The sequence below is a fragment of the Gluconobacter oxydans DSM 3504 genome (genome assembly GCF_000583855.1).
GTDB classification, from domain to species: domain Bacteria; phylum Pseudomonadota; class Alphaproteobacteria; order Acetobacterales; family Acetobacteraceae; genus Gluconobacter; species Gluconobacter oxydans.
Genome location: NZ_CP004373.1, coordinates 2,198,038 through 2,219,001, shown reverse-complemented (window position 1 = coordinate 2,219,001; position 20,964 = coordinate 2,198,038). Strand labels below are relative to the sequence as shown.

Genomic DNA, 20,964 nt, shown 5'->3' with positions numbered 1-20,964 from the left:
GGGCTTTTTTAATGCCGGTGTGGCTTCGGAGGCAGGTCCACACCCCCTTCTGACCAGGGATGACAGCGCCCGATCCTGCGCAGTGCAAGCCATCCCCCACGTACAGGCCCATGCTCACGGATGACCGTCAGCGCGTAGGTGCTGCATGTCGGATCGAACCGGCAGTTCCTGCCAATGAACGGGCTGATGAAAAGCTTGTAGGCGTCGATGAGCGACAGCATCAGGGCCGTAACGGCTTTCCTGATCACGGACGCGATCATTTCGCCCGGTCCCGGCCTTTGCCAGACGGCCCGCGGGGGCTTTCCCGGAAATTGACGTCCAGCCCCTTGCGAAGAGCCTGACGCAGATCATCCTTGAGAAGGGAAAAATCGCGCTCCCGGGTCTTGTCCCGTCCGATGAGGACGAAATCGCCGGAAGGCAGACCGTCTTCCCGCGCAACGAGACGCAGGGCCTCGCGGAGGCGACGGCGGGTGCGGTTACGGATGACAGAATTACCGACTTTTTTCGTAACCGTGAAACCGACGCGGGTTTCGGTCGCTGTGTCATCCGGCAGGATCTGCACGACCATACCGGGAGTGGCGACCTTGCGCCCCTTCCCGGCCACACGCAGAAACTGCGGCCGTTTTTTCAAACGGCGCGGAGTGTGGCCTGTTGTATGGATCGTGCCGATCGGGTCAAACTCAGGCGGAGAGCTTCTTGCGACCCTTGGAGCGACGGTTGGCCAGTACGCGGCGGCCGCCGACGGTTTCGCTACGCGTACGGAAACCGTGACGACGCTTGCGAACCAGCTTGGAGGGTTGATACGTGCGCTTCATGACGTTGATCCTTAAAAACCAGGCGGACGCCTCAACTGCTGGACATCCGCGTCGATCGGGCGCACGAAACGCCCGGTGATTGAGACCCGGGCTTGTAAGCACGCAGGCCCCTCATGTCAATGCCAGACCCACAGGAACTTCAGCCCATGCCCGAGTCCAGCAATACTCTCCCCGCCAGCAACTCCCCTCAGGACGTCGCGACCTTCCGCCACGACATGCGCAACGCGCTCGCCCCTGCCCTGCTCTGTGCCGACATTCTCGGCACGCACAAGGACAAGGCGGTCCAGCAGAACGCAAAGACGATCGTCGATGCGCTGGAAAATGCCCTGAAGCTGCTGAAAAACTTTACTTCTTCTCGATAAGCTCGATCTTGTAGCCGTCGGGATCCTCGACGAACGCAATGATGATCGTCCCGAATTTCAGCGGACCGGCCTCACGTGTCACCTTGCCGCCTCCGCTGCGGACCGTCTCAACAAGAGCGGCCACATCCGGCACGCCAATTGCGAAATGCCCGAAACCGGTGCCGACCTCATAGTCGGTTTCCTGGTCCCAGTTATAGGTCAGCTCAATCTCGGCCTGTCCGTGTTCATTGTCATCGAATCCGATGAAAACGAGCGTATAACGCCCCTCACGCACTTCCTTGCGGCGAAGTTCCTTCATCCCGAGCAGCTTGTAGAACGCCAGACTCCGGTCGATATCCCGGATTCTCACCATCGTATGCAGAAACGTGCTCATCACTTGTCCTTCAGATCTTCCGGCGTCAGCCCATACAGAAACAGCCCATAACGATCCGCCAGCTTCACACAGCCTGCAGGGTCCGTCATGAGGGTCACTCCGGGCTGGAACGCAACGCCCCGCAATCCGTTCCGGGCCGCATTCTCCAGCGTCTCCGGCCCGATCGTCGGCATGTCCGCCCGAAGATCCTGCCCCGTCTTGGGCATCTTCACCAGAACGCCGCCGCTTCCCGCCTGCATAAGCCGCCCACAGCGCCCCAGCATGGCATCCGTCCCTTCCAGAGCCTCCACAGCCAGCACGAGACCGTTCTGGACAACGCACCCCTGACCAATGTCCAGAGCTGCCATCACCTTCAGGACTTCGACACCACGGGCGATATCCTGTTTGGCCTGGGCGTCCGGAAGGACGCGGCCGAGGGTTCCGGAGCGGCCGGTGGCATGTTCGAGAAACTCGTGAGCGCCGCGGACATGGAAGCCCTCCTCACCGAGGACACGGACGACAGCTCCGAGCAGCCCGTCATCGCCCGAGAAGATGGCGCGGCCCAGCCTGGCCAGAATACGCGCGCCTTCCGCATCGGGACGCAGGTCACGCCAGGCGGGACGACGCACCGGCCCGATCAGCACCAGTTCGCGGCAGTTGTTCCGTTTGAGGGCACCGAGAATGTCCCCGGCAGCGGCAAGACGGATGATTTCGTGCGGGTAAGGTTCGAGAAGCGCACGATCGGCGAAATCCCGGAACCCGATGACGAAAACCTTGCGCCCCTTGGCGATGGCTGCGGCGGCGACCTGCGCGGGAAGCGGTCCCGAGCCTGCCAGAATGCCGATGCAGCCACGATCCCCCACGATCAGGCGCCTTCGGTTTCGGACTGTCCTTCCTGACGCGCAACGCGGGTCAGGCCTCGACGGCTGGGGGCTTCCATGAAGTCCAGCATTTCGGCGATGCGGGCGAGATGCCCGTATTCCTGACGGACTTCAGCAATCCGGGCTTCCAGAACGGACTCCGTCGCGCCATGGCGCGGGTAAAGCGTCCGGAAGGCGCGGCGCATGGCCTGCATTTCCTCAGGGCCAACACCGGAACGCTTCAGGCCGATCCAGTTCAGTCCGACCAGACGGGCGCGATTCCCCAGAACGCTTCCGTAAGGAATGACGTCCATTTCCACACCGCAGACACCGCCGACAACGGCACCGCGGCCGATCCGTACGAACTGGTGCAGCGCGGCCGAGCCCATGATTTTGGCGTCATCGTCGATCTCGACATGACCGCCCATGACGACATTGTTGACGATGATGACACGGTCACCGAGGACACAGTCATGGGCGACATGTGAATTGGCCATGATCAGGCAGTTCGCGCCGATCCGCGTCAGGGCATGTCCCTGCGCGGTGCCACGGTGAATCGTCACGTTTTCACGGATGACGGTATTGGCCCCGACCTCGCATAGCGTCGGTTCGCCAGCGTATTTGAGATCCTGCGGCGCCAGACCGATCGTCACGAACGGATAGACTTCCACGCCTTCACGCAGGGTCGTGTAGCCATCCACGAGAACGGACGCGTGCAGACAGACCCCGTCACCGATCGTGACATTGGGACCGACCAGGCACCAGGGGCCAATGCGCACGTTCTCCCCGATGCGCGCACGCGGGTCGACGATGGCGGTCGCATGGATTTCGGCGGTTTCGGGGCGCTTGCCTGCCATCTGCATCAGGGTCAACCCATGATCATCGCACTGAAGGTCGCTTCGGCAACGGCAACATCGTCCACGCGGGCCACACCCTTGAACTTCCAGACATTGGCGCGTGAGCGCTCCTTGTCGACATGGATCCGGAGCTGGTCACCAGGGCCGACCGGGCGGCGGAATTTCGCATTTTCGATCGTCATGAAATAGACCAGCTTGCCTTCAAACGCCTTGCCCAGCGTCATGACCACCAGCGTCGCTGCCGTCTGGGCCATGGCCTCGACGATCAGCACGCCCGGCATGACGGGGTGAGACGGGAAATGTCCCTGGAAGAACGGCTCGTTGACCGTCACGTTCTTGATGCCGATGGCGGACTGCCCGGCATGGATCTCGACCATCTTGTCGATCAGCAGAAACGGATAGCGATGCGGGATCGACTGCATGATCTTCAGGATGTCGATGCTCTGCGGAACCTGATGGCTGTCAGCAGCGGCGTCTGTCGCGGGAGTCATCTGTTCGGCTGGAGCGTCCACTCGGTCCATCGTTTCACCATGCCCTTCAAGCGGTGTTGTCTGTCAGTCGCTGCCCTGTGGCAGCACGAATGGCTTCCCTTAGCAAACCTGCGGGGGAGTTACCATCCGCGCCGCAGGACTGCTAGTCCCCGCTTTTACGCGAAAGTTTCCGCAAGGTGGCAACATTACGAAAAAATTCGCGGAACGGCATCGCGGGGCTGCCGATGACGTCAGCGCCGGCATCCACATCCGACATGACGCCACACTGGGCGCCGATCCGGGCCTTCGCGCCGATCTTGATATGTCCGATCAGGCCGGCCTGTGCAGCGATGGTGACAAAATCACCCAGTTCCGTAGAGCCGGAAATCCCGGCCTGCGAAACGACGATGCAGCAGCGTCCCAGACGGGCATTGTGGCCGATCTGCACGAGATTATCGATCCGGGTTCCGGCTCCGATCAGGGTGTCACGCATGGAACCGCGGTCGATAGTGGAGTTCGCCCCCACTTCCACACCGTCTTCCAGCACGACCAGCCCGAGCTGGGGGACCGTTTCGAAACCTTCAGGACCAACAGCGAACCCGAAACCGTCCTGCCCGATGCGCACACCGGGATAGAGCGTGACGCGATCACCGATCCGGGCATGGGAGATGGCGGCATGGGCGCCGATCCGGCAACGCTCACCGATCTCGACGCTCTGGCCGATGCTGACATGGCTTGCGACAATGCTGTCACGACCGATACGGACGCCGCTGCCAATAACGGCGAAAGGACCGATTTCGACGTTTTCGCCAATTTCGGCGTCTTCCGCGATCCAGGCACTCGGATGGCGGACACCCGTGGAAGCGGGAGCCGGATGGAACAGCGTGGCTACACGTGCCCAGGCCAGATAAGGCGCCTTGCAGGCCAGCCCCGCCGTATCGGGGGGCAGCTTGTCGGTAAAGGCCGGGGAGAGAATGACCGCTCCGGCCTTCGTTTCCGCCAGAAGCGGCAGGTAGCGGCGGTTGTCGAGGAAGCTGATTTCATCCGGGCCTGCAACATGCAGGGGCGCAACGCCACGGAACTCGGGCAGTCCCTTCCCCGATGCGGCCGGAATGATGTCACTGCCCGAGACCTCTGCCAGCCGTTCCAGACCGAAAGGTCCGGAACGCTGGAAGAAACGGCTGTCGCCCGGACGACTTTCGTTTGCTGTCATGTCAGACACGGCCCGTCGCCTCAGTGATGCTGACGCAGAACGGACTCACTCGGTGCGGACGCCGGAGCCTGCGGTCCCTGGGCCTGCCGCTGTTCGTCAGCCGTGGTGGGCATCTTGCCGGAGCGGGCGAGTTGCTCGGGGTCCACGCCATCATCGGGAATGAAGACATGCGGCAGCGTCTTGTTGAGCTGCGTGCCGACTTCCTCGGTGATGTCCTGACCGCCAACATGAAGCACGACCTGCTCCGCATGCAGGATCAGGTTCATGTTGTGGGCAGCGGCAACGGCGGCGATGATGCCGTTCGGCTCTTCCAGCTCACGCTCGATCTGGTGCATGGCAACCTGTGCCGCTTCCTGGATGATGCGGGCCTGATTGCCGAAATCGTGCTGATCCTTGGCACGGCGTTCCTGCAGGTGACGTTCGCGCAGCTGGATCTGGTCGGACGTCAGGCTGCGGGCCTGGGCCTGAAGCTTCTGCTGCTCGCCACGCCAGGCGGCTTCCTCACGCTGCACGGCCTGCGCCAGACGGTCACGGCGGGCACCCAGAACCTGCTGGATTTCCTGCCAGGCGCTGGAAATCTGCATGACGGCCTGGACATTGATCACGCCAATGACGGCAGCCGGCGGCGGAGAGGCCTTTGCGATGCTCGGAGGAGCCGGGATCGGCGGCAGCGGCAGGATCGGCGGAGCCTGCTGCTGTTCAGCCGGTGCGGAATCTTCTTCCTCATCGGGCGCCGCTTCCGGAACGCGGCGCTGGACAGGGCGCGGCGGAGGGGCGTCAGGATGAGCAGCCTTGGGAACGAACCAGCCACCATTGCCGCCGGAAGCCTGGGCATGGGCGCCCGGAGCGGAGACGAGAATCGTCGCTGCCAGAAGCGCGCCGGCCGAAACCGTGCGCATCAGGGAATTGAGGGTCATGACCACCTCTTGGCAAGGGGTTGAGAAACAGGACGGCAAGGTCTCGAACAGTTCAGAACTGCTGGCCAAAACCGAAACGCAGCGGATAGAGACGGTCACCATGTTCCTTGCGGATCGGCACGGCGCCATCAATGTTGACGAGGCCGAACGGGCTCTTCCAGGACACGCCGAGACCGCCGGAAACACGCGGGATCAGGTTGTCACCGGTGATCGGGGTGTAGTTGTCGCCGTCATTCGTGCGGTTCGTATAGAGATGCTTGACGCGCAGGCCTGCGAGACTGCCGGCATCAATGAAGCCGCGACCCGAAATTCCGAGATCGTCACCCATGGGCAGCGGGAAGTTGAGCTGTGCGGAGGCCGTGTACATGAAGCGACCACCGAGCAGATCTTCCTGACCCTGGGCCGGGATATAGACACCGTTGATCTTGAGATGGCCTGAACGCGGGCCGACACCACCCTGGAGGAAGCCTCGCAGGTTTTCACCACCAAGATAGAAGTTATCGATGATGTTGCGGTTTCCGCTCGAGCTCCAGTCACCCATGTAACCGACGCCGCCCTTGAACTGGAACGTCCAGTCATGGTTTCCGGTCAGGTCATCGAGCGGCAGGTAGTAGGCGCCATCCGCCTTCACACGGGCATATTTCGAGTTACCGCCCAGACCGGCGAAGTCGCCACCAACCTTGAACATGTAACCCGAATGCGGGTTCATGCGGCGGTCACGACGGTCATAGGTCACGGATGTGCTGATCTGCGAGAGCAGCGACCAGCCGGCCGACTGCTGGACGTAAATCGACGGCACCCACTGGATCAGGCTCGGATCTTCGGCGACGGCAGCAGCGTCGTAGAAGTTGCCGACCTGACGGTCAACGAGCGTATAGTTCCAGGACTGCGACAGGTATCGGTTATAGGCGTAACCCAGACGCAGGCTCATGCCGTACTGGGATTCCTTATAGCTCTGATACGTCTGGTAGTTGTTCTGAATGAAGTAGAAATCCGCACCGGCCACAAGGTTACGGTTCAGGAAGTACGGATCGGTAATGGAGATGTCGGCCTGCTTTTCATAGTAGGCGACCGTTCCGGAAATACCGGCGTCCACACCCGTTCCGAGCAGGTTGTGCTGCTTGATCGAGGCGTTACCGAGAATACCGACGTCCGTCGAGTAACCGCCACCCAGGGAGAACTCGCCGGTCGGCTTTTCAACCACGTTCGCGGACACGTTCACACGGTCAGGCGCGGAGCCCTGCGTCTGATCGACAGAGACCGAACTGAAATAGCCGAGATCCTGGAGACCAAGCTTGGAATACTTGCGGTCGAACGGGGTGTACGGGTCCCCTTCGGCCATCGGCAGGTTCCGGCGGATCACGTCATCATGGGTGATGGTGTTGCCGTTGATGTCGATACGCTCGACATAGACATGCGGACCTTCGGTGACGTCGAACAGCAGGTCAACGATGTGCTTTTCCGGGTTCCGGGCGATTTCCGAACGGACCATGGCGAAGGGATGGCCAGATGCCTGGAGCCATTCCTGCATGTTCTTCGTGTTGTTCTGGATCGCCGTACCGTCATAGATCTGATGCGGGAACAGCTCGACATGCGGGCGCAGCATCTCGGGCGTCACATGGCGCACGCTGGAGCGCACATCCATCTTGCCCAGACGGTAGCGGTCGCCCTCATGCACGGTGAAGGTGATGTAGAACGACTTGTGGTCGGGAGCGAGCTCGCCTGTGGCGTCCACCATGTGGAAATCGACGAAGCCGTTATGCAGATAGAAGCGGCGCAGCAGCTCTGCATCGTACTTCACGCGCTCGGGATTGTATTCATCCGAGGACGAGAAGAAGCGGTACCAGATCGTCTCCTTGGACGAGATGACCTGGGAGAGGCGTGCTTCGCTGAAGGCGTGGTTGCCGACGAAAACGATCTTCTTGATGAGCGTCTGCTGGGCTTCGTTGATGTTGAAGACCACGTCCACGCGGTTGTGGGACAGCTTGACGATCTGGGGCGTGACGGTCGCGCCGAAGCGGGCCTTGCCGGCATACTGGTTCAGGATCTTCTGGCGGTCGGCAGCGGTCGTCTGGGACGAGAACACGGCGCGGGGACGCAGACTGATTTCCTTGCGGAGATCCTCGTCCTTCAGCGCATGGTTACCCTCGAACACGATGCGGTTGACGATCGGGTTCTCGACCAGGTCCACCAGAAGCGTGTTGCCGTCACGGTGCAGTGTCACGTCCTTGAACAGACCCGTGGCGTAAAGCGTCTTCAGCGAGCGGTCGAGGTCATCCTGATTGAACGTGTCACCGGGCTGGGCGACCATGTAGGACAGCACCGTGCTCGTCTCGATACGGGTGTTTCCCTTTACCGAGATGGCCTGGATGATGTTTCCACCGGGGGCTGATGCCGGGGCCTGATGACGAACGGAACGCGCCTGAGCCGTTCCGAGGACGACGGGCAGCAGACAGGCTGATGCGAGAAGCACCAGACGCTTGTTCGAAGACCGGGAACCTCTTGACCGTGATCCTGACAAACCGGCTTTCCTTGTAACATATTTTTTGCAGGCGACTGACACGTTACGCCATTGGCGGAGGTATCCGATAACCCCTGTCCCGCGCAAGATGCCCTGACGTGTTCAACTGTATCACAAGTCTTTTCAGAATATTTAGCTTACTGCGTGAAAGAGCCAGTGGAACAGTCCGATGTTGGTCAGATCGTTGACCGTTGAAAAGAGGAAAAGAGCGCCGATCAGAGCCATTCCGACCTGCATGCTCACCTCCTGCACCCTGCGTGAAACCGGGCGGCCGCGGATCGCCTCGCAGACATAGAACACGAGACGCCCCCCATCGAGCACGGGAATTGGGAAAAGATTGATCAGGCCAAGATTGATCGAAAGCAGCGCCATGAAGGAAATGATGCTGGCCAGACCGTAGCTGGCGACCTGACCGGAGAGCTGCGCGATGCGAATCGTCCCACCCAGTTCCTTCGCACTCCGTTGCCCGCTGAGGATCTGCCAGACGCCCTGAAGCGTCATGACCGATTTGTCCCAGGTCTCCTGCATCCCCATGATGAAGGCCGAAGGCAGGGAAACGGGACGTCCCCTCGAGATGGCAAACGCCACGCCGAGGCTGCCCATGTCGTGGCCACCATTCTTCACGGTGTCGAGCGTGACCGGAAGGCTGAGATTTTCCGTACCACGATGGATGCCCAGAACCGTCTGCTGACCGGGATGGGACGCGACGGTCGCCATAACATCCTCGGCGCCAAGGATATGCGTATTGCCGATCCGGGTAATCACGTCACCGGGCTTTACGCCCGCACGGTCCGCCGGACTTCCGGCCGTGACCTGCGAGATATCCCCGTGGATCTCGGGCTTGCCCACCACCGCAAACAGCACAGTGAAGGCCAGGATCGCGAAGATGAAATTGAAGACCGGGCCCATGAGGATGACGATAGCCCGGGAGCCTACGGGCTTGTCATGGAAAGTCCGGCCCGGAATCCAGGCGGCTTTCTGTTCGTCGGTTGCATCTTCCGGACCTTCGAAGCCGTGCGGCTTGACGAACCCGCCCAGGGGAATGGCACTGATGCGCCATTCCGTGCCCGAGCGATCGTGCCAGCGATGCAAAGCAGGGCCGAAACCGATGGAAAAGGTGTCGACCTTCACACCACGCCAGCGCGCCGCGAGGTAATGCCCGAGTTCATGGATGAAGACGAGGATCCCCAGAATCAGGACATAGGCCAGAATGGTCCGCAGAAGATCATGCATTCAGGGCGTTCTCGCTCACGTCGTTTCGCAGCCCCCCACTCTGCCGCAGGATATGGGCTTCGGCGAGGGCCCTGCCCCGCGCGTCCCAGTGCAGCACGTCATCGAGGGTCCTGAGTTCCGGATTTTCATCCATAGCCTGCAGCGCAGCGTCGATTGTCTCGCCGATACCGAGGAAGCCGATGCGCCGGTTGAGGAACGCATCCACGGCAACTTCGTTCGCGGCGGAGAAAACGGCTGGTGCCGCGCCACCGGCCCGGAGAACCTGGCGGGCAAGGCGCAGGGGGGCGAAGCGCACTTCATCCGGCGCCTCGAACTCCAGACGGCCATAGGCAGCAAGATCAAGACGTTCGCAGGGTGTCACCATGCGCTTCGGCCAGGCGAGTGTGTGGGCGATGGGAATACGCATATCGGCCGAGCCCATCTGGGAGACGAGGCTGCCGTCGCGGAACTGCACCAGTCCGTGCACGACCGACTGGGGGTGAACCAGAACATCGATCCGGTCTTCGGTCAGGCCGAAGAGACGGGCCGCCTCGATGACTTCCAGACCCTTGTTCGCCATGGACGCGGAATCAATCGTGATCTTCGCCCCCATCGTCCAGGTCGGATGCTTCAGCGCCTTTTCCGGCGTGGCGGCACGCATTTCCTCGATTGAGGATTTGCGGAACGGTCCGCCAGAAGCCGTCAGAATGATCTTCTCGACGCTCTCCATGTCACAGTCGCCAAGCGACTGGGCGATGGCGTTGTGTTCCGAATCGACGGGCAGGAGCGTCGCACCGGCTTCGGCAACGGCGCGCAGCATGACATCGCCGGCGCAGACAAGCGCTTCCTTGTTTGCAAGAGCCACGGCATGACCGTTGCGGGCGGCAGCGAGCGTAGGTTCGAGGCCCGCGGCGCCCGTAATGGCTGCCATGGTCCAGTCGGCTTCCATGGCGCCGGCCTCGATGACGGCCTGACGGCCAGCAGCAGTCCGGATGCCTGTTCCGGCGAGGCAGGATTTCAGCTCTTCGTGACGGCTTTCATCATGAATGACGGCGACTTCGGCGTTCAGACGACGGGCCTGTTCGGCCAGCAGGGCGGCGTTGCATCCGCCGACAAGGGCCCGCACCTCGATCTCATCCGGAATCCGGGCAAGAAGGTCGACCGTTGAAGTTCCGATACTGCCGGTGCTGCCGAGCACCGTGATGCGGCGGCGTGTTGGACGCGCAGAACCGTCAGTCATGAGAAGAACTCCCCTGAAGAATGGGTGGGTGTGCAGAACCGCCAGTCAGATCTGCAGGCAGGATGGACCAGAAAGGCTGCGCGGCAACCGCGAGCGAAAGCAGGGCTGCGGCAGGTGCCGCGGCGAGAAGACCGTCAAAGCGGTCCAGAAGGCCGCCATGTCCAGGAATCAGACGGCCTGAATCCTTGACGCCGAGACAACGCTTGGCGGCGCTTTCCAGAAGGTCTCCGCTCTGGGAAAACACACTCAGGACAGCGCCGCAGACCAGGCCGCCAAGCTGGGTGCCCGGCACGGTCAGCCAGGCGACCAGACCACCGGCCAGCGCCGAACCCACAAGGCCGCCGATTGCGCCGGAGCGGGTTTTGCCCGGTGAAATCGAAGGAGCCAGCTTCGGGCCGCCGAAAATACGACCGGCTAGATAGGCGAAGCTGTCGCTCGCGACCACGACGGAGATGACGAACAGAACGGACGCCATGCCGAGCGGCAGGTGCCGCAGCCACAGGAGCGACAGGCCCCCGATGATGGCAACAACGACGGGCACGCTGGCCGGAAAGCCGAAAATCAGGGTGGGCCAGATCATCCAGAAGGCGGCGCTCCACTCCCCTTTCAGGGCTGCCAGACCGGCAATGACGGGCCAAGCCAGCAGAAGGGCGCCACGCCATGTCTTGAGAGGCTGGCGGATGAGGGTTTCACCCTCCCAGGCCAGACCGAACATCGCCAGAAGGATCAGGGCGTCATAGACCGGACCACCCTGCCAGATGCAGAACGCCGCAACCGGGATCAGGACCGCAGCGGATAGCAGGCGCAGGCGCAGGTCAGACCATCTGGAGGAGGCACTCATGCGGGGCGGCCACCAAACCTGCGCTGGCGGCTCGCAAAGCGCGAGAGGGCTTCGAGAAACTCGACTTCGCCAAAATCGGGCCAGAGCACATCCATGAAAACCAGCTCCGCATAGGCGCTCTGCCAGAGCAGGAAATTGGACAGGCGACACTCGCCACTGGTGCGGATGACCAGATCGGGGTCGGGCATGTCGGAAGTCTGGAGCGCATCGTCGAGCATGGCTTCGCTGATGCTTTCGGCCGCGATTTTGCCGGCAACGGCGTCTTCAGCCAGCCGGCGGGCAGCCTGCACGATATCCGCGCGGCCACCATAGGACAGCGCGAGCGTGAGGGTCAGGGTCGTGTTGTGGAGCGTCAGGGCTTCGGCGCGGCGCAGTTCTTCGCGCAGGGAACCCTCGAAACGCTCGGGCTCACCGATGATCCGCAGGCGCACGCCCTGGGCATGAAGCTCGTTGATCTTGTGACGCAGATAGAAGCGCAGCAGGGATGTCAGATCCCCGACTTCCTCTGCGGAACGGCGCCAGTTTTCCGAAGAGAACGCATAAAGCGTCAGGTATCGCACACCCTGACGGATGGCCGTGCGAACACATTGCTGTACGGATTCCGCACCCTGACGGTGCCCTGCGGCCACAGGGAGTTTGCGCGCACGGGCCCAGCGGCCGTTCCCGTCCATGATCATGGCGATATGGACGGGAACGACGCTCACGCCGCCTCCGGATGAAGAGGAGACGATACGGTCGTGACGGGGAAGAGATCCTGCAGACAAATGCGCAATCAGACCTGTTTGATCTCGCGTTCTTTGTCCGCGAAAATATCGTCGACCTTCTTGATGTACTGGTCCGTCAGCTTCTGGATGGCGTCAGTCCAGGTCTTCATGTCGTCCTGACTGATCTCGCTCTTCTTTTCCAGCGCCTTGGTCTGTTCCATACCGTCACGACGCACGCCACGCACGGAAATCTTGCCGTTTTCGGTATAGCGGGCAGCTGCACGGGCCAGTTCATTACGGCGCTCTTCGGTCAGGGCCGGAATGGGAACGCGAACCGTCTGACCGTCCGTGGACGGGTTAAGGCCAAGCCCGCTGTCACGGATGGCACGCTCGACGGCGCCGACAACCGTGCGGTCCCAAACCGACACCGTCAGCATGCGGGCTTCGGGAACGGCGATGGAACCGACCTGCGACAGCGGAACTTCCGAGCCATAGGCTTCGACGCGCACCGGCTCCAGAAGGTTCGGGCTGGCCCGGCCCGAACGCAGGCCCGAAAGGTCCCGGCGCAGGCTTTCGATCGCACCGTCCATACGGCGGGTCAGATCGGCGAGAAGGTCATTCAGGGCAGCGGACATGAGCTGTTCCTTTCAGTTCGACGTGGTTTTCAGGAGAGAGCCTGAAGATTTCGTTGAAAATGCGGAGATCAGTCCGCTTCGATGATCTTGGTGAAGAGCCCTTCCCCACGCATCACGGCCCCGAAGGAGCCGGGAGCATGCATGTTGAAGACCACAATGGGCAATCTGTTTTCACGCGCCAGGCTGATGGCCGCGGCATCCATGACGTTCAGGTCGCGCGCCAGGACTTCGAGATAGGTCAGCTGGTCATAGCGCTGGGCGTCCGGATTGCGGCGCGGGTCAGCGGAATAGACGCCGTCCACCTGCGTCCCCTTGAAGAGCGCGTCGCACTCCATCTCGTTGGCGCGCAGGGCGGCGGCCGTATCCGTCGTGAAGAACGGATTGCCGGTGCCTGCTGCGAAAATGACGACGCGGCCCTTTTCCATGTGGCGCACGGCCCGACGGCGGATATAGGGCTCTGCAATGGCGGCCATCTGGATCGCGGTCATGACGCGCGTTTCCATGCCGCGGCGCTCGAGCGCGTTCTGCAGCATCAGCGCGTTGATGACAGTGGCCAGCATGCCGGCATAGTCACCCTGCGCGCGGTCCATGCCCTTGGCTGCGGCCGCGAGGCCGCGGAAGATGTTGCCACCGCCGACGACGAGGCAGACTTCCACTCCGGAAGCCACCACATCGGCGATATCGGCGGCAACCATGTCCACCATTACGGGGTCTACCCCTGACGGTCCGTCGCCCATGAGTGCCTCACCGGACACCTTGAGCAGGACGCGTTTGTAGGAGGGGCTCTGTTCTCGATTTTCGGTCATCATGCCCGTCTCTGGCTGGATGTGTCTTGACGTGCGCCTGTCATACAGACGTGGCGGGATTGGAACAAGCGATGTCAGGATGCCGGATTTCAAACGCTCCGGCACCTTTCTTTTTCAGTCGTCCAGACCAATGGCACGCAGCCGGGCCTTTTCCTCGTCCCATCCCGCGCGTTCCTTGACGTTCAGGAAAAGATGGCACTTGCGGTCCAGAAGCTCCTGAAGCTCCATCCTCGCCCGTGCGCCGAGGGACTTGATCTTGTGACCACCCTCCCCGATCAGGATGGCCTTGTGCCCGGGACGGGAGACGTAAATCGTCACCTCGATCCGCACCGATCCGTCCGGGCGCTCCTTGAAGCTCTCGGTCTCGACAGTGGCCTGATAGGGAATTTCCTCATGCGTCTGCATGAAGATCTGCTCGCGGACCAGCTCGGCGGCGAGCAAACGGTCCGGCAGGTCCGTCAGGTCGTCTTCGGGATAGAGGAAAGGCCCTTCGGGCAGCTCGGCGGCCAGACGGGCCATCAGATCGCTCACGCCCTCACCCGAACGGGCGCTCAGCATGAAGACGTGCTCGACATTGATGAGACCGCTGATTTCCTGCGTCAGAGGCAGGAGTTCACCGCGCTCGACGAGATCCGTCTTGTTCAGAACGAGCCAGATGCGGTTCTTGCTTTCGGCCAGCTTGGCGATGATCTCGCGGACGTCCTCGCGCAGGCCGGATTTTGCATCCACCAGCAGCAGGGTCAGATCCGCGTCCTGCGAGCCGGACCAGGCCGCGTTGACCATCGCCCGGTCGAGGCGGCGGCGCGGCTTGAAAATGCCGGGCAGGTCCACGAGGATGATCTGGGCATTGTCCTGCATGACGATGCCGAGCGTCCTGAAACGGGTCGTCTGGGCCTTGGGGCTGACGATGGACAGCTTGGCTCCGGCAATCCGGTTGAGCAGGGTGGATTTCCCCGCGTTCGGGGCGCCGACGAGAGCCACGAAACCGCAGCGCGTGGTCATGTTCTGATCCTTTGTTGATGACATCTCAGGACGCCACATTCTGACCGAGGTGTTTCAGCAGGGCGGTTGCCGCTGCGCTTTCTGCCAGCCTCTTGCTGCCGGCTTCTCCCGTTCCCGTATGCCCCATGGTCGTGACGCTGACGCGAAAAACCGGCGCATGTGACGGACCGTCCGAAGACAGGAGTTCGTAATGCGGAAGCGGCAGCCCCTGCGAGAGCATGTATTCCTGCAGCAGCGTCTTGGGCTCCTTGTGGGGCCGGTCGGCGCTTTCGATGCGGGACTGCCAGTACTGGTGCACCACACGGCGGGCCGGTTCCAGACCGCCATCGAGATACAGCGCACCGAGAAGGGCTTCCATCGCGTCCGCACGGATGCTGGACAGACGCCGGATCCCGGCATCTTCCTCATGCGGGGAAATCTGGAGCGAGGCCGAGAGACCGACCTGATCGGCGATTTCGGCCAGCACGGTCCGTGATACCAGATGGGCGTGACGGGGACCGAGGGCCCCTTCCTGCTCGTCCGGATAGCGCTCCAGCAGCCACTCGGCCATCAGCAGGCCGAGGACGCGATCGCCAATGAATTCGAGGCGTTCGTTCGATCCGCTGCCCTTGGGGCGCTGGTTCCGGCGGGCACGACGCGGGTCACGTCCGGAGACGGCAGAACGGTGCGTCAGGGCCTCGCTCAGCAGTTCGGGCTTCTTGAAGTTATGCCCCAGGGCGGCCTGCATCGAGGCCAGGGCTTCTGTGTGGGAAAGTTTCATGTGACGGAATGCAGGAAGCGGTTCCAGCGGATCTCGGTCGGCCAGTACCAGAACTGCCAGGCAGGGTGACGCATATCCATGGAGAACAGGACGATGGGCGCGCGACCGACAAGGTTCTGCATCGGGACAAAGCCGAGATCATCCGGACCATCGCCCTGAAAGCGGCTGTCGGCACTGTCGTCACGGTCATCACCCATGGCGAAAAAAGAGCCCTCCGGCACGACATATTCGGGCGTGTCGTTGGCGAATCCCTCATCCGTCAGCTTGAGGATATCATGCTCGACGGTGGGACGACCCGCACTTCCCGGAAGGCTCTCACGATAGCGGTCGCCACTGAGGAGACGGTTGTTCTCGTCCAGCACTTCGTAGTGACCCAGCGACGTGCGGGGAACTTCAATACCATTGAGGATCAGCTTGCCGCCCGTAACCTGAATATGGTCGCCGGGCAGACCGATGATGCGCTTGATGTAGTCTACGGACGTATCACGCGTAAAACGGAAGACCGCGACATCGCCGCGATGAGGTTCGGAACCCAGGATCCGGCCGTTGAAGACATTCGGCGAGAACGGAAACGAGAAGCGCGAATAGCCGTAGCTGAACTTCGAGACCAGAACGAAATCGCCGATCTGCAGCGTCGGGATCATAGAGCCGGACGGGATGTTGAAAGGCTCCACCACGAGGGATCGCACGGCAAATACGGCCAGCAGCAGCACGCAGAAATAGCGGATGCTCTCGCCAAGCGTCTCTTCGCGGCGCGCGGGCTTGTCGCCGGCACTTTCTGAACCCTGCACGGGCCTGTTCTCCTTGGTCATGAGACGCTCTTAACGCAGCTTGGCGGCATTGGCGAGCGGTTCAATCCGGACGGATGCTTGCGGAGCGGACTGCACACCCGTCAGGGGGACGGATTGTATGATGACCTGCGCAAGGGCAAAGGGCGGATCATCGCTCATACTGACGAGAAGCTGGGCTCCCTGCCCTGGCGGGGTCAGGCGCTTCAGGGCTTCTTCCGCCCCGCCTGAAAGCAGGAGTTCCGGCGCGCCGCCCGGGCCATTACAGACTCCGATATCCTGAAGCAGAACCCCATTGGCGAAGCCTGTTCCCAGAGCCTTGGCGCAGGCTTCCTTGGCCGCCCAGCGCTTCGCATAGCTCCCCATGCGCGCAGCCCCCGCGAAACGATCAGCATAGGCGCGCTCGGCTTCGGTAAAAACGCGATTCAGGAAACGGTCCCCAAAGCGTTCGACGCTTTTTTCAATGCGCGAAATCATGCACAGGTCCGTCCCCATGCCGAGGATCATGACGTCATCCCTTGGCCCGCTCGACCTGCATGACGCCCACCGCTGTCCGGAATGCTGCGATCATGGACGAGAGGTGACGCAGATCCTTCACTTCAAGATCAACCAGAATTTCCATGAAATCGAGCTGCCGGTTGACGATCTTGAGGTTGATGACGCTGCCATTGTGCTTGGCGGCCACATTGGTAAGCGTTGCAAGAACTTCGGGTTCGTTGGCGGCCACGACCGACAGGCGGGCCGTATAAGGTTCGGCCCCTTGACGGCGACCGAGAGCCTCGTAGTCCCAGTCCACCTCCAGGAAACGCTCGGGCGTATCGGCGAAGCTAGACAGGTTCTGGCAGCCACGACGGTGGATCGTGACCCCCTTGCCCTGAGCGATGATCCCGACGATCGGATCACCCGGCAGCGGGCGGCAGCAGCCTGCAAAGCTGATGGCGATGCCTGAACCGATTCCCTTGATCGTGCTTCCCGAATGGGTCGCCGTGTTCTTGGATCCGGCATGCCCTGCACCGAGCATGAGGGACTGGCCAAAGCGAGGAGAAAGGCCGGGCACCATTCTCGGCGCACGGACGCTCTGACGCAGCTCCGGATAGGCCGTATTGACCACATCCTTGGGGCCGAGCTGACCGTTTCCGACCGAGACGTACAGGTCTTCCACCGACGCCTGACGCAGTTCCTTGAGAATCCCATCGAGGACTTTTTCGGAACCGTCCACGCCTTCCTGACGGAACGCCTTGGCGATGGCGGCGCGACCGTTGTCGAGATGGACCTGACGCTGCTGCTGCGCCACGAAGCGCCGGATACGGGCACGGGCCTTGCCGGTTGCGACGAACCGCTCCCAGGACGGGGACGGCGTGCCGCCACGGGCCGTCATGATCTCGACCTGGTCGCCGTTCTGCAGTTCGTGCCGCAGGGGCATCAGACGACCATTGACCTTCGCGCCGACACAGGTGTCGCCGACCTGACTGTGCACGGCATAGGCAAAGTCAACGGGTGTTGCGCCGCGCGGCAGGGAAATCAGCTGCCCCTTGGGGGTGAAGCAGAAAACCTGGTCCTGATAGAGTTCGAGCTTGGTATTTTCGAGGAACTCGTCGGGAGCCTGACTGTCCTCGAGAATTTCCAGCAGGTCCTGAACCCAGCGCAGCTTGCGGGTTGGCGCGCCGAAGGCCGACGACAGAGCGGCAGCTTCACGCTCGCTCGGCGTTGCGTGTTCCTTATAGGCCCAGTGCGACGCCACGCCGTTTTCAGCCAGATCGTGCATTTCGGCGGTCCGGATCTGGACCTCGATCTTCTGATTGCGCGGATGACGCAGGGTCACGCCGGTATGAAGACTCTGATATCCGTTGGCCTTGGGTGTAGAAATGTAATCCTTGAAGCGCCCGGCGATCATCGGATAAGCGCCGTGGATCGCGCCGAGCGCCATGTAGCAGGCGTCGCGTGTGGGAACGAGCAGACGGAACGCCATGATGTCCGAGAGCTGCTCGAACGCCACATTTCGACGCTGCATTTTTTCCCAGATCGAATAGGGCGATTTTTCGCGCCCCGTCACTTCGACCTTGTCGATCCCGCTTTCGGCGCACAGGGCCATCAGTTCCTGACGGACCTGCTCGATGACATCTGCCCCCTGCCCCCGCAGGAAGTTCAGGCGGGCACGGATCGTTGCATCGGCTTCGGGCTCAAGCTGGGCGAAGGAAAGGTTCTGAAGCTCCGTCTTGACCCGATCCATACCGATGCGCTCGGCCAGAGGCGCATAGATATCCATCGTCTCGCGGGCGATACGCTGCCGGCGATCGGTCCGCTGCACGTAATGCAGCGTGCGCATGTTGTGCAGACGATCGGCCAGCTTGACGATCAGGACGCGAATATCCCGCGACATGGCCAGAACGAGCTTGCGGAAATTCTCGGCCTGTTTGGTGCGGTCGGACTGGAGTTCAAGCCGGGTGAGCTTCGTCACGCCATCGACGAGAGCCGCGACATCTTCACCAAAACGGGCTTTCAAGGAGTCACAGGAGACACCCGTATCTTCGACGGTATCGTGAAGCAGCCCCACCATGATCGAAGTCGCGTCCATGCGGAAACCGGCAAGGATATTTGCGACAGCGATGGGATGGGTAATGTAGGCATCGCCATTATCGCGACGCTGCCCGTTATGGGCGTTTGCGGCGACATCATAGGCGGCTTCGATCCGGGTCAGATCGGCGGACGGATCGTAGCTTTCGATCCGTCGGAGCAGTCCGGCAATGGACGGCTTGAAGTCCCCGCTCGCTACGGGCGGGGGCGCAGTCGGGGAAGATGCATCAGGCATGAAGCATATCCCCCTTTCAGTGGAATTGGGCAGAAATCAGCGACGACCCCGGCCACCCAGTTCAGCTTCGATCGCGGCAGCCTCGTCAGCAGACATGTTCTCTGCCATGTGGGCATGCTCTTCCTCGGTGGAGACATCCTGAAGACCGAAGATGTTCTGGTCGGTCGGGATGAGATCCAGCACTTCCTCATCGACGGGCTCCGGCTCCGGCGCACGGGCCAGGGAGCGGATGATGCCTTCGCGCAGGACCGGCAGGCTCACCTTGTCTTCGGCGATTTCGCGCAGGGCGACGACCGTGTTCTTGTCGTTTTCACGATCCAGACGGATTTCCTCACCGCGCGACAGGCCGCGTGCACGCTGTGCAGCAAGCAGAACCAGTTCGAAACGGTTAGGAACCTTCTCGATGCAATCTTCGACGGTTACGCGCGCCATGCGACAGGCCCCCTTCGGGTAAGACTAGGAATAAAATAAGAGAGAATGCTGGCAATAACATGCGGTTCATGCGATTGCAATCCGCACCTGCCTCACCTCCGGAATTGAACCTGAGTGCATCCAAGCTCGTTCGCAGCTGGAAGGCAGCCTCTGCCCCTGTCGTACAGGGAAACATATTTTACATACCAGGATTACCATTATGCTTCTGCGCCAGAACGAACGCACAGCCCTTTTCATCGACGGCGCCAGCCTCCATCACGCAGCCCGCAATCTGGGGTTTGAAGTCGACTTCCGCAGCCTGCGCAACCTGTTTGAAAGCCAGTGCCTTTTCCAGCGTGCCTTCTATTACGCCGCGATGCCCGAAACGGACGACTATTCCCCCCTTCGTCCCCTGACCGACTGGCTGGCTTATAACGGCTATCACCTCGTGCTGAAAAATGCCCGGGAGTTTACGGATCATTCAGGAAGACGGCGTATCAAGGGAAACATGGATGTCGAACTGACAGTGGATCTTCTGGAACAGGCCGGCCGCCTCGATCATGCCGTGATCGTAAGCGGTGATTCCGACCTGCGGCGCGCCGTGGAAGCGGTACAGGCGCGCGGGGTCCGGGTTACGGTCATTTCCTCGATGCGCTCGACGCCCCCCATGATCGGGGACGACCTGCGCCGTCAGGCTGACCTGTTCGTGGAACTGGCCGACATTGCGCCTTCGTTCACGCGCCGTCAGGCGGAACCGCGCAATCCCCCCAGACAGGGACCTGTCCGTCATCCTGCCGACATCAACAGTGACGAGACTAGAGATTCATGACACCTCGGGCTTCTACCGGACCGACCGCTTCCCCGCCGCCGCCTCTTCCCGCTTCGGAAGGGGGGCGGTCAGGAATTGGGCCTCTTTCAGCCGAGATGCTGATCGTGTGCCTCGATCCGGAAGACGCCGTGGAGACTCTGGGCTCCTTTCTGCGAGCCAACACTATCGTTTTCGATGCAGCGCCCGCATCGCCGGACGCGATCGTGGGGCGCATCACCACCGTGATGCAGCCCCTCTCTCCCCAGCCGCTGGCACTTCCTTCCGAACTTGAGGAATGCAGCGCGGCCCTGTGTACTGAACTGCAGAACATGCACAGGCTGAAGCTGGTCCTGACGCTCGGGATCAGCGCGCATATCGCCGTGCTCGGGGCGTGCGGAATTCCGCTTTCGCGGCTTGATTTCCGGCCCGGCGAAATCACCCATCTGCCGGACGGGCTGCTTCTGGCGGATGGATGTCACTTCCCGACCCGCCCCATTCCGGCTGACATGCTGACGCAGCGGCGCTCTGCCCTGACGGAACTCTCTCCGAAAATCCGTGCAGCCCTGCGGCCGGCTGCCTGA

The 20,964-nt window shown here is 61.7% G+C and carries 25 protein-coding genes; 3 read left to right on the top strand and 22 right to left on the bottom strand.

Annotated elements, in window-relative coordinates; all coding sequences use genetic code 11:
* Positions 1-8: 8 nt before the first annotated feature.
* From yidD to rpmH, 3 genes are read right to left on the bottom strand one after another with little or no spacing between them, the layout of a single operon-like run.
* Entirely contained in the window at positions 9-260 is a 252-nt protein-coding gene (gene yidD / locus GLS_RS09815) for a membrane protein insertion efficiency factor YidD (RefSeq protein ID WP_034953791.1), read from the bottom strand.
* Complete coding sequence (rnpA, locus tag GLS_RS09810) at positions 257-631, bottom strand: ribonuclease P protein component (protein WP_041112084.1); 375 nt, start codon at positions 629-631, stop codon at positions 257-259. The genes yidD and rnpA overlap by 4 nt, the downstream gene beginning before the upstream one ends.
* Before the next feature lie 49 nt (positions 632-680).
* The gene (gene rpmH / locus GLS_RS09805; RefSeq protein ID WP_011253345.1) at positions 681-815 is read right to left on the bottom strand and encodes a 50S ribosomal protein L34; all 135 of its coding nucleotides are present in this window, start codon (positions 813-815) and stop codon (positions 681-683) included.
* A gap of 146 nt (positions 816-961) precedes the next feature.
* On the opposite strand from rpmH, the gene GLS_RS09800 reads away from it, so the two are divergent.
* Positions 962-1,177 (top strand): hypothetical protein, encoded by a 216-nt coding sequence (locus tag GLS_RS09800; RefSeq protein WP_226986562.1) that lies wholly within the window; start codon positions 962-964, stop codon positions 1,175-1,177.
* Here the strand turns inward: GLS_RS09800 and gloA are convergent.
* From gloA to rpoZ, 19 genes are all read right to left on the bottom strand, one after another.
* Positions 1,161-1,550 (bottom strand): lactoylglutathione lyase, encoded by a 390-nt coding sequence (gene gloA, locus GLS_RS09795; RefSeq protein ID WP_011253344.1) that lies wholly within the window; start codon positions 1,548-1,550, stop codon positions 1,161-1,163. The two genes, GLS_RS09800 and gloA, sit on opposite strands and share 17 nt — an antisense overlap.
* Complete coding sequence (locus GLS_RS09790; protein WP_148295923.1) at positions 1,550-2,392, bottom strand: LpxI family protein; 843 nt, start codon at positions 2,390-2,392, stop codon at positions 1,550-1,552. The genes gloA and GLS_RS09790 overlap by 1 nt, the downstream gene beginning before the upstream one ends.
* Positions 2,393-2,394: 2 nt before the next feature.
* Positions 2,395-3,252 carry an acyl-ACP--UDP-N-acetylglucosamine O-acyltransferase gene (gene lpxA / locus GLS_RS09785; protein WP_052327654.1) on the bottom strand — a complete coding sequence of 286 codons (858 nt, stop codon included), beginning with the start codon at positions 3,250-3,252 and terminating at the stop codon, positions 2,395-2,397.
* 5 nt (positions 3,253-3,257) lie between these two features.
* Positions 3,258-3,767, bottom strand: a complete 510-nt coding sequence (gene fabZ, locus GLS_RS09780) for a 3-hydroxyacyl-ACP dehydratase FabZ (RefSeq protein ID WP_011253341.1) — start codon at positions 3,765-3,767, stop codon at positions 3,258-3,260.
* A gap of 112 nt (positions 3,768-3,879) precedes the next feature.
* Positions 3,880-4,929: a UDP-3-O-(3-hydroxymyristoyl)glucosamine N-acyltransferase gene (gene lpxD / locus GLS_RS09775; RefSeq protein WP_041112081.1), complete on the bottom strand. Its 1,050-nt coding sequence runs from the start codon at positions 4,927-4,929 to the stop codon at positions 3,880-3,882.
* Between the two features lie 20 nt (positions 4,930-4,949).
* Positions 4,950-5,846: an OmpH family outer membrane protein gene (locus tag GLS_RS09770; RefSeq protein ID WP_193363812.1), complete on the bottom strand. Its 897-nt coding sequence runs from the start codon at positions 5,844-5,846 to the stop codon at positions 4,950-4,952.
* Positions 5,847-5,898: 52 nt separating this feature from the next.
* The gene (gene bamA / locus GLS_RS09765; protein WP_052327549.1) at positions 5,899-8,367 is read right to left on the bottom strand and encodes an outer membrane protein assembly factor BamA; all 2,469 of its coding nucleotides are present in this window, start codon (positions 8,365-8,367) and stop codon (positions 5,899-5,901) included.
* Between the two features lie 132 nt (positions 8,368-8,499).
* Positions 8,500-9,600, bottom strand: a complete 1,101-nt coding sequence (gene rseP, locus GLS_RS09760; protein ID WP_041112079.1) for an RIP metalloprotease RseP — start codon at positions 9,598-9,600, stop codon at positions 8,500-8,502.
* Positions 9,593-10,819: a 1-deoxy-D-xylulose-5-phosphate reductoisomerase gene (gene dxr, locus GLS_RS09755; RefSeq protein WP_041112078.1), complete on the bottom strand. Its 1,227-nt coding sequence runs from the start codon at positions 10,817-10,819 to the stop codon at positions 9,593-9,595. The genes rseP and dxr overlap by 8 nt, the downstream gene beginning before the upstream one ends.
* The gene (locus GLS_RS09750) at positions 10,812-11,660 is read right to left on the bottom strand and encodes a phosphatidate cytidylyltransferase (protein ID WP_041112077.1); all 849 of its coding nucleotides are present in this window, start codon (positions 11,658-11,660) and stop codon (positions 10,812-10,814) included. Before GLS_RS09750 ends, dxr begins: the two co-directional genes overlap by 8 nt.
* Positions 11,657-12,337: a polyprenyl diphosphate synthase gene (gene uppS, locus GLS_RS09745; protein ID WP_049750784.1), complete on the bottom strand. Its 681-nt coding sequence runs from the start codon at positions 12,335-12,337 to the stop codon at positions 11,657-11,659. Before uppS ends, GLS_RS09750 begins: the two co-directional genes overlap by 4 nt.
* Positions 12,338-12,432: 95 nt before the next feature.
* On the bottom strand, positions 12,433-12,999 hold the full coding sequence (frr, locus tag GLS_RS09740; RefSeq protein WP_041112076.1) for a ribosome recycling factor: 567 nt from the start codon (positions 12,997-12,999) through the stop codon (positions 12,433-12,435).
* 68 nt (positions 13,000-13,067) lie between these two features.
* The gene (gene pyrH / locus GLS_RS09735; RefSeq protein WP_041112075.1) at positions 13,068-13,808 is read right to left on the bottom strand and encodes a UMP kinase; all 741 of its coding nucleotides are present in this window, start codon (positions 13,806-13,808) and stop codon (positions 13,068-13,070) included.
* Positions 13,809-13,919: 111 nt separating this feature from the next.
* Entirely contained in the window at positions 13,920-14,807 is an 888-nt protein-coding gene (gene era, locus GLS_RS09730; RefSeq protein WP_011253331.1) for a GTPase Era, read from the bottom strand.
* 25 nt (positions 14,808-14,832) lie between these two features.
* A complete protein-coding gene (gene rnc, locus GLS_RS09725) occupies positions 14,833-15,567 on the bottom strand; it encodes a ribonuclease III (RefSeq protein WP_024716833.1) in 735 nt (244 codons plus the stop codon).
* The gene (gene lepB, locus GLS_RS09720) at positions 15,564-16,358 is read right to left on the bottom strand and encodes a signal peptidase I (RefSeq protein WP_041112074.1); all 795 of its coding nucleotides are present in this window, start codon (positions 16,356-16,358) and stop codon (positions 15,564-15,566) included. Before lepB ends, rnc begins: the two co-directional genes overlap by 4 nt.
* A gap of 30 nt (positions 16,359-16,388) precedes the next feature.
* Positions 16,389-16,862 carry a holo-ACP synthase gene (gene acpS, locus GLS_RS09715; RefSeq protein WP_041112073.1) on the bottom strand — a complete coding sequence of 158 codons (474 nt, stop codon included), beginning with the start codon at positions 16,860-16,862 and terminating at the stop codon, positions 16,389-16,391.
* A gap of 4 nt (positions 16,863-16,866) precedes the next feature.
* Entirely contained in the window at positions 16,867-19,164 is a 2,298-nt protein-coding gene (locus GLS_RS09710) for a RelA/SpoT family protein (RefSeq protein WP_041112072.1), read from the bottom strand.
* Positions 19,165-19,200: 36 nt separating this feature from the next.
* Positions 19,201-19,596 (bottom strand): DNA-directed RNA polymerase subunit omega, encoded by a 396-nt coding sequence (gene rpoZ / locus GLS_RS09705; RefSeq protein WP_024716831.1) that lies wholly within the window; start codon positions 19,594-19,596, stop codon positions 19,201-19,203.
* Between the two features lie 199 nt (positions 19,597-19,795).
* Between rpoZ and GLS_RS09700 the strand changes: the two genes are divergently transcribed.
* Both GLS_RS09700 and GLS_RS09695 read left to right on the top strand, forming a co-directional pair.
* The gene (locus GLS_RS09700; RefSeq protein ID WP_041112071.1) at positions 19,796-20,404 is read left to right on the top strand and encodes a LabA-like NYN domain-containing protein; all 609 of its coding nucleotides are present in this window, start codon (positions 19,796-19,798) and stop codon (positions 20,402-20,404) included.
* A complete protein-coding gene (locus GLS_RS09695; protein WP_041112070.1) occupies positions 20,401-20,964 on the top strand; it encodes a uracil-DNA glycosylase family protein in 564 nt (187 codons plus the stop codon). The genes GLS_RS09700 and GLS_RS09695 overlap by 4 nt, the downstream gene beginning before the upstream one ends.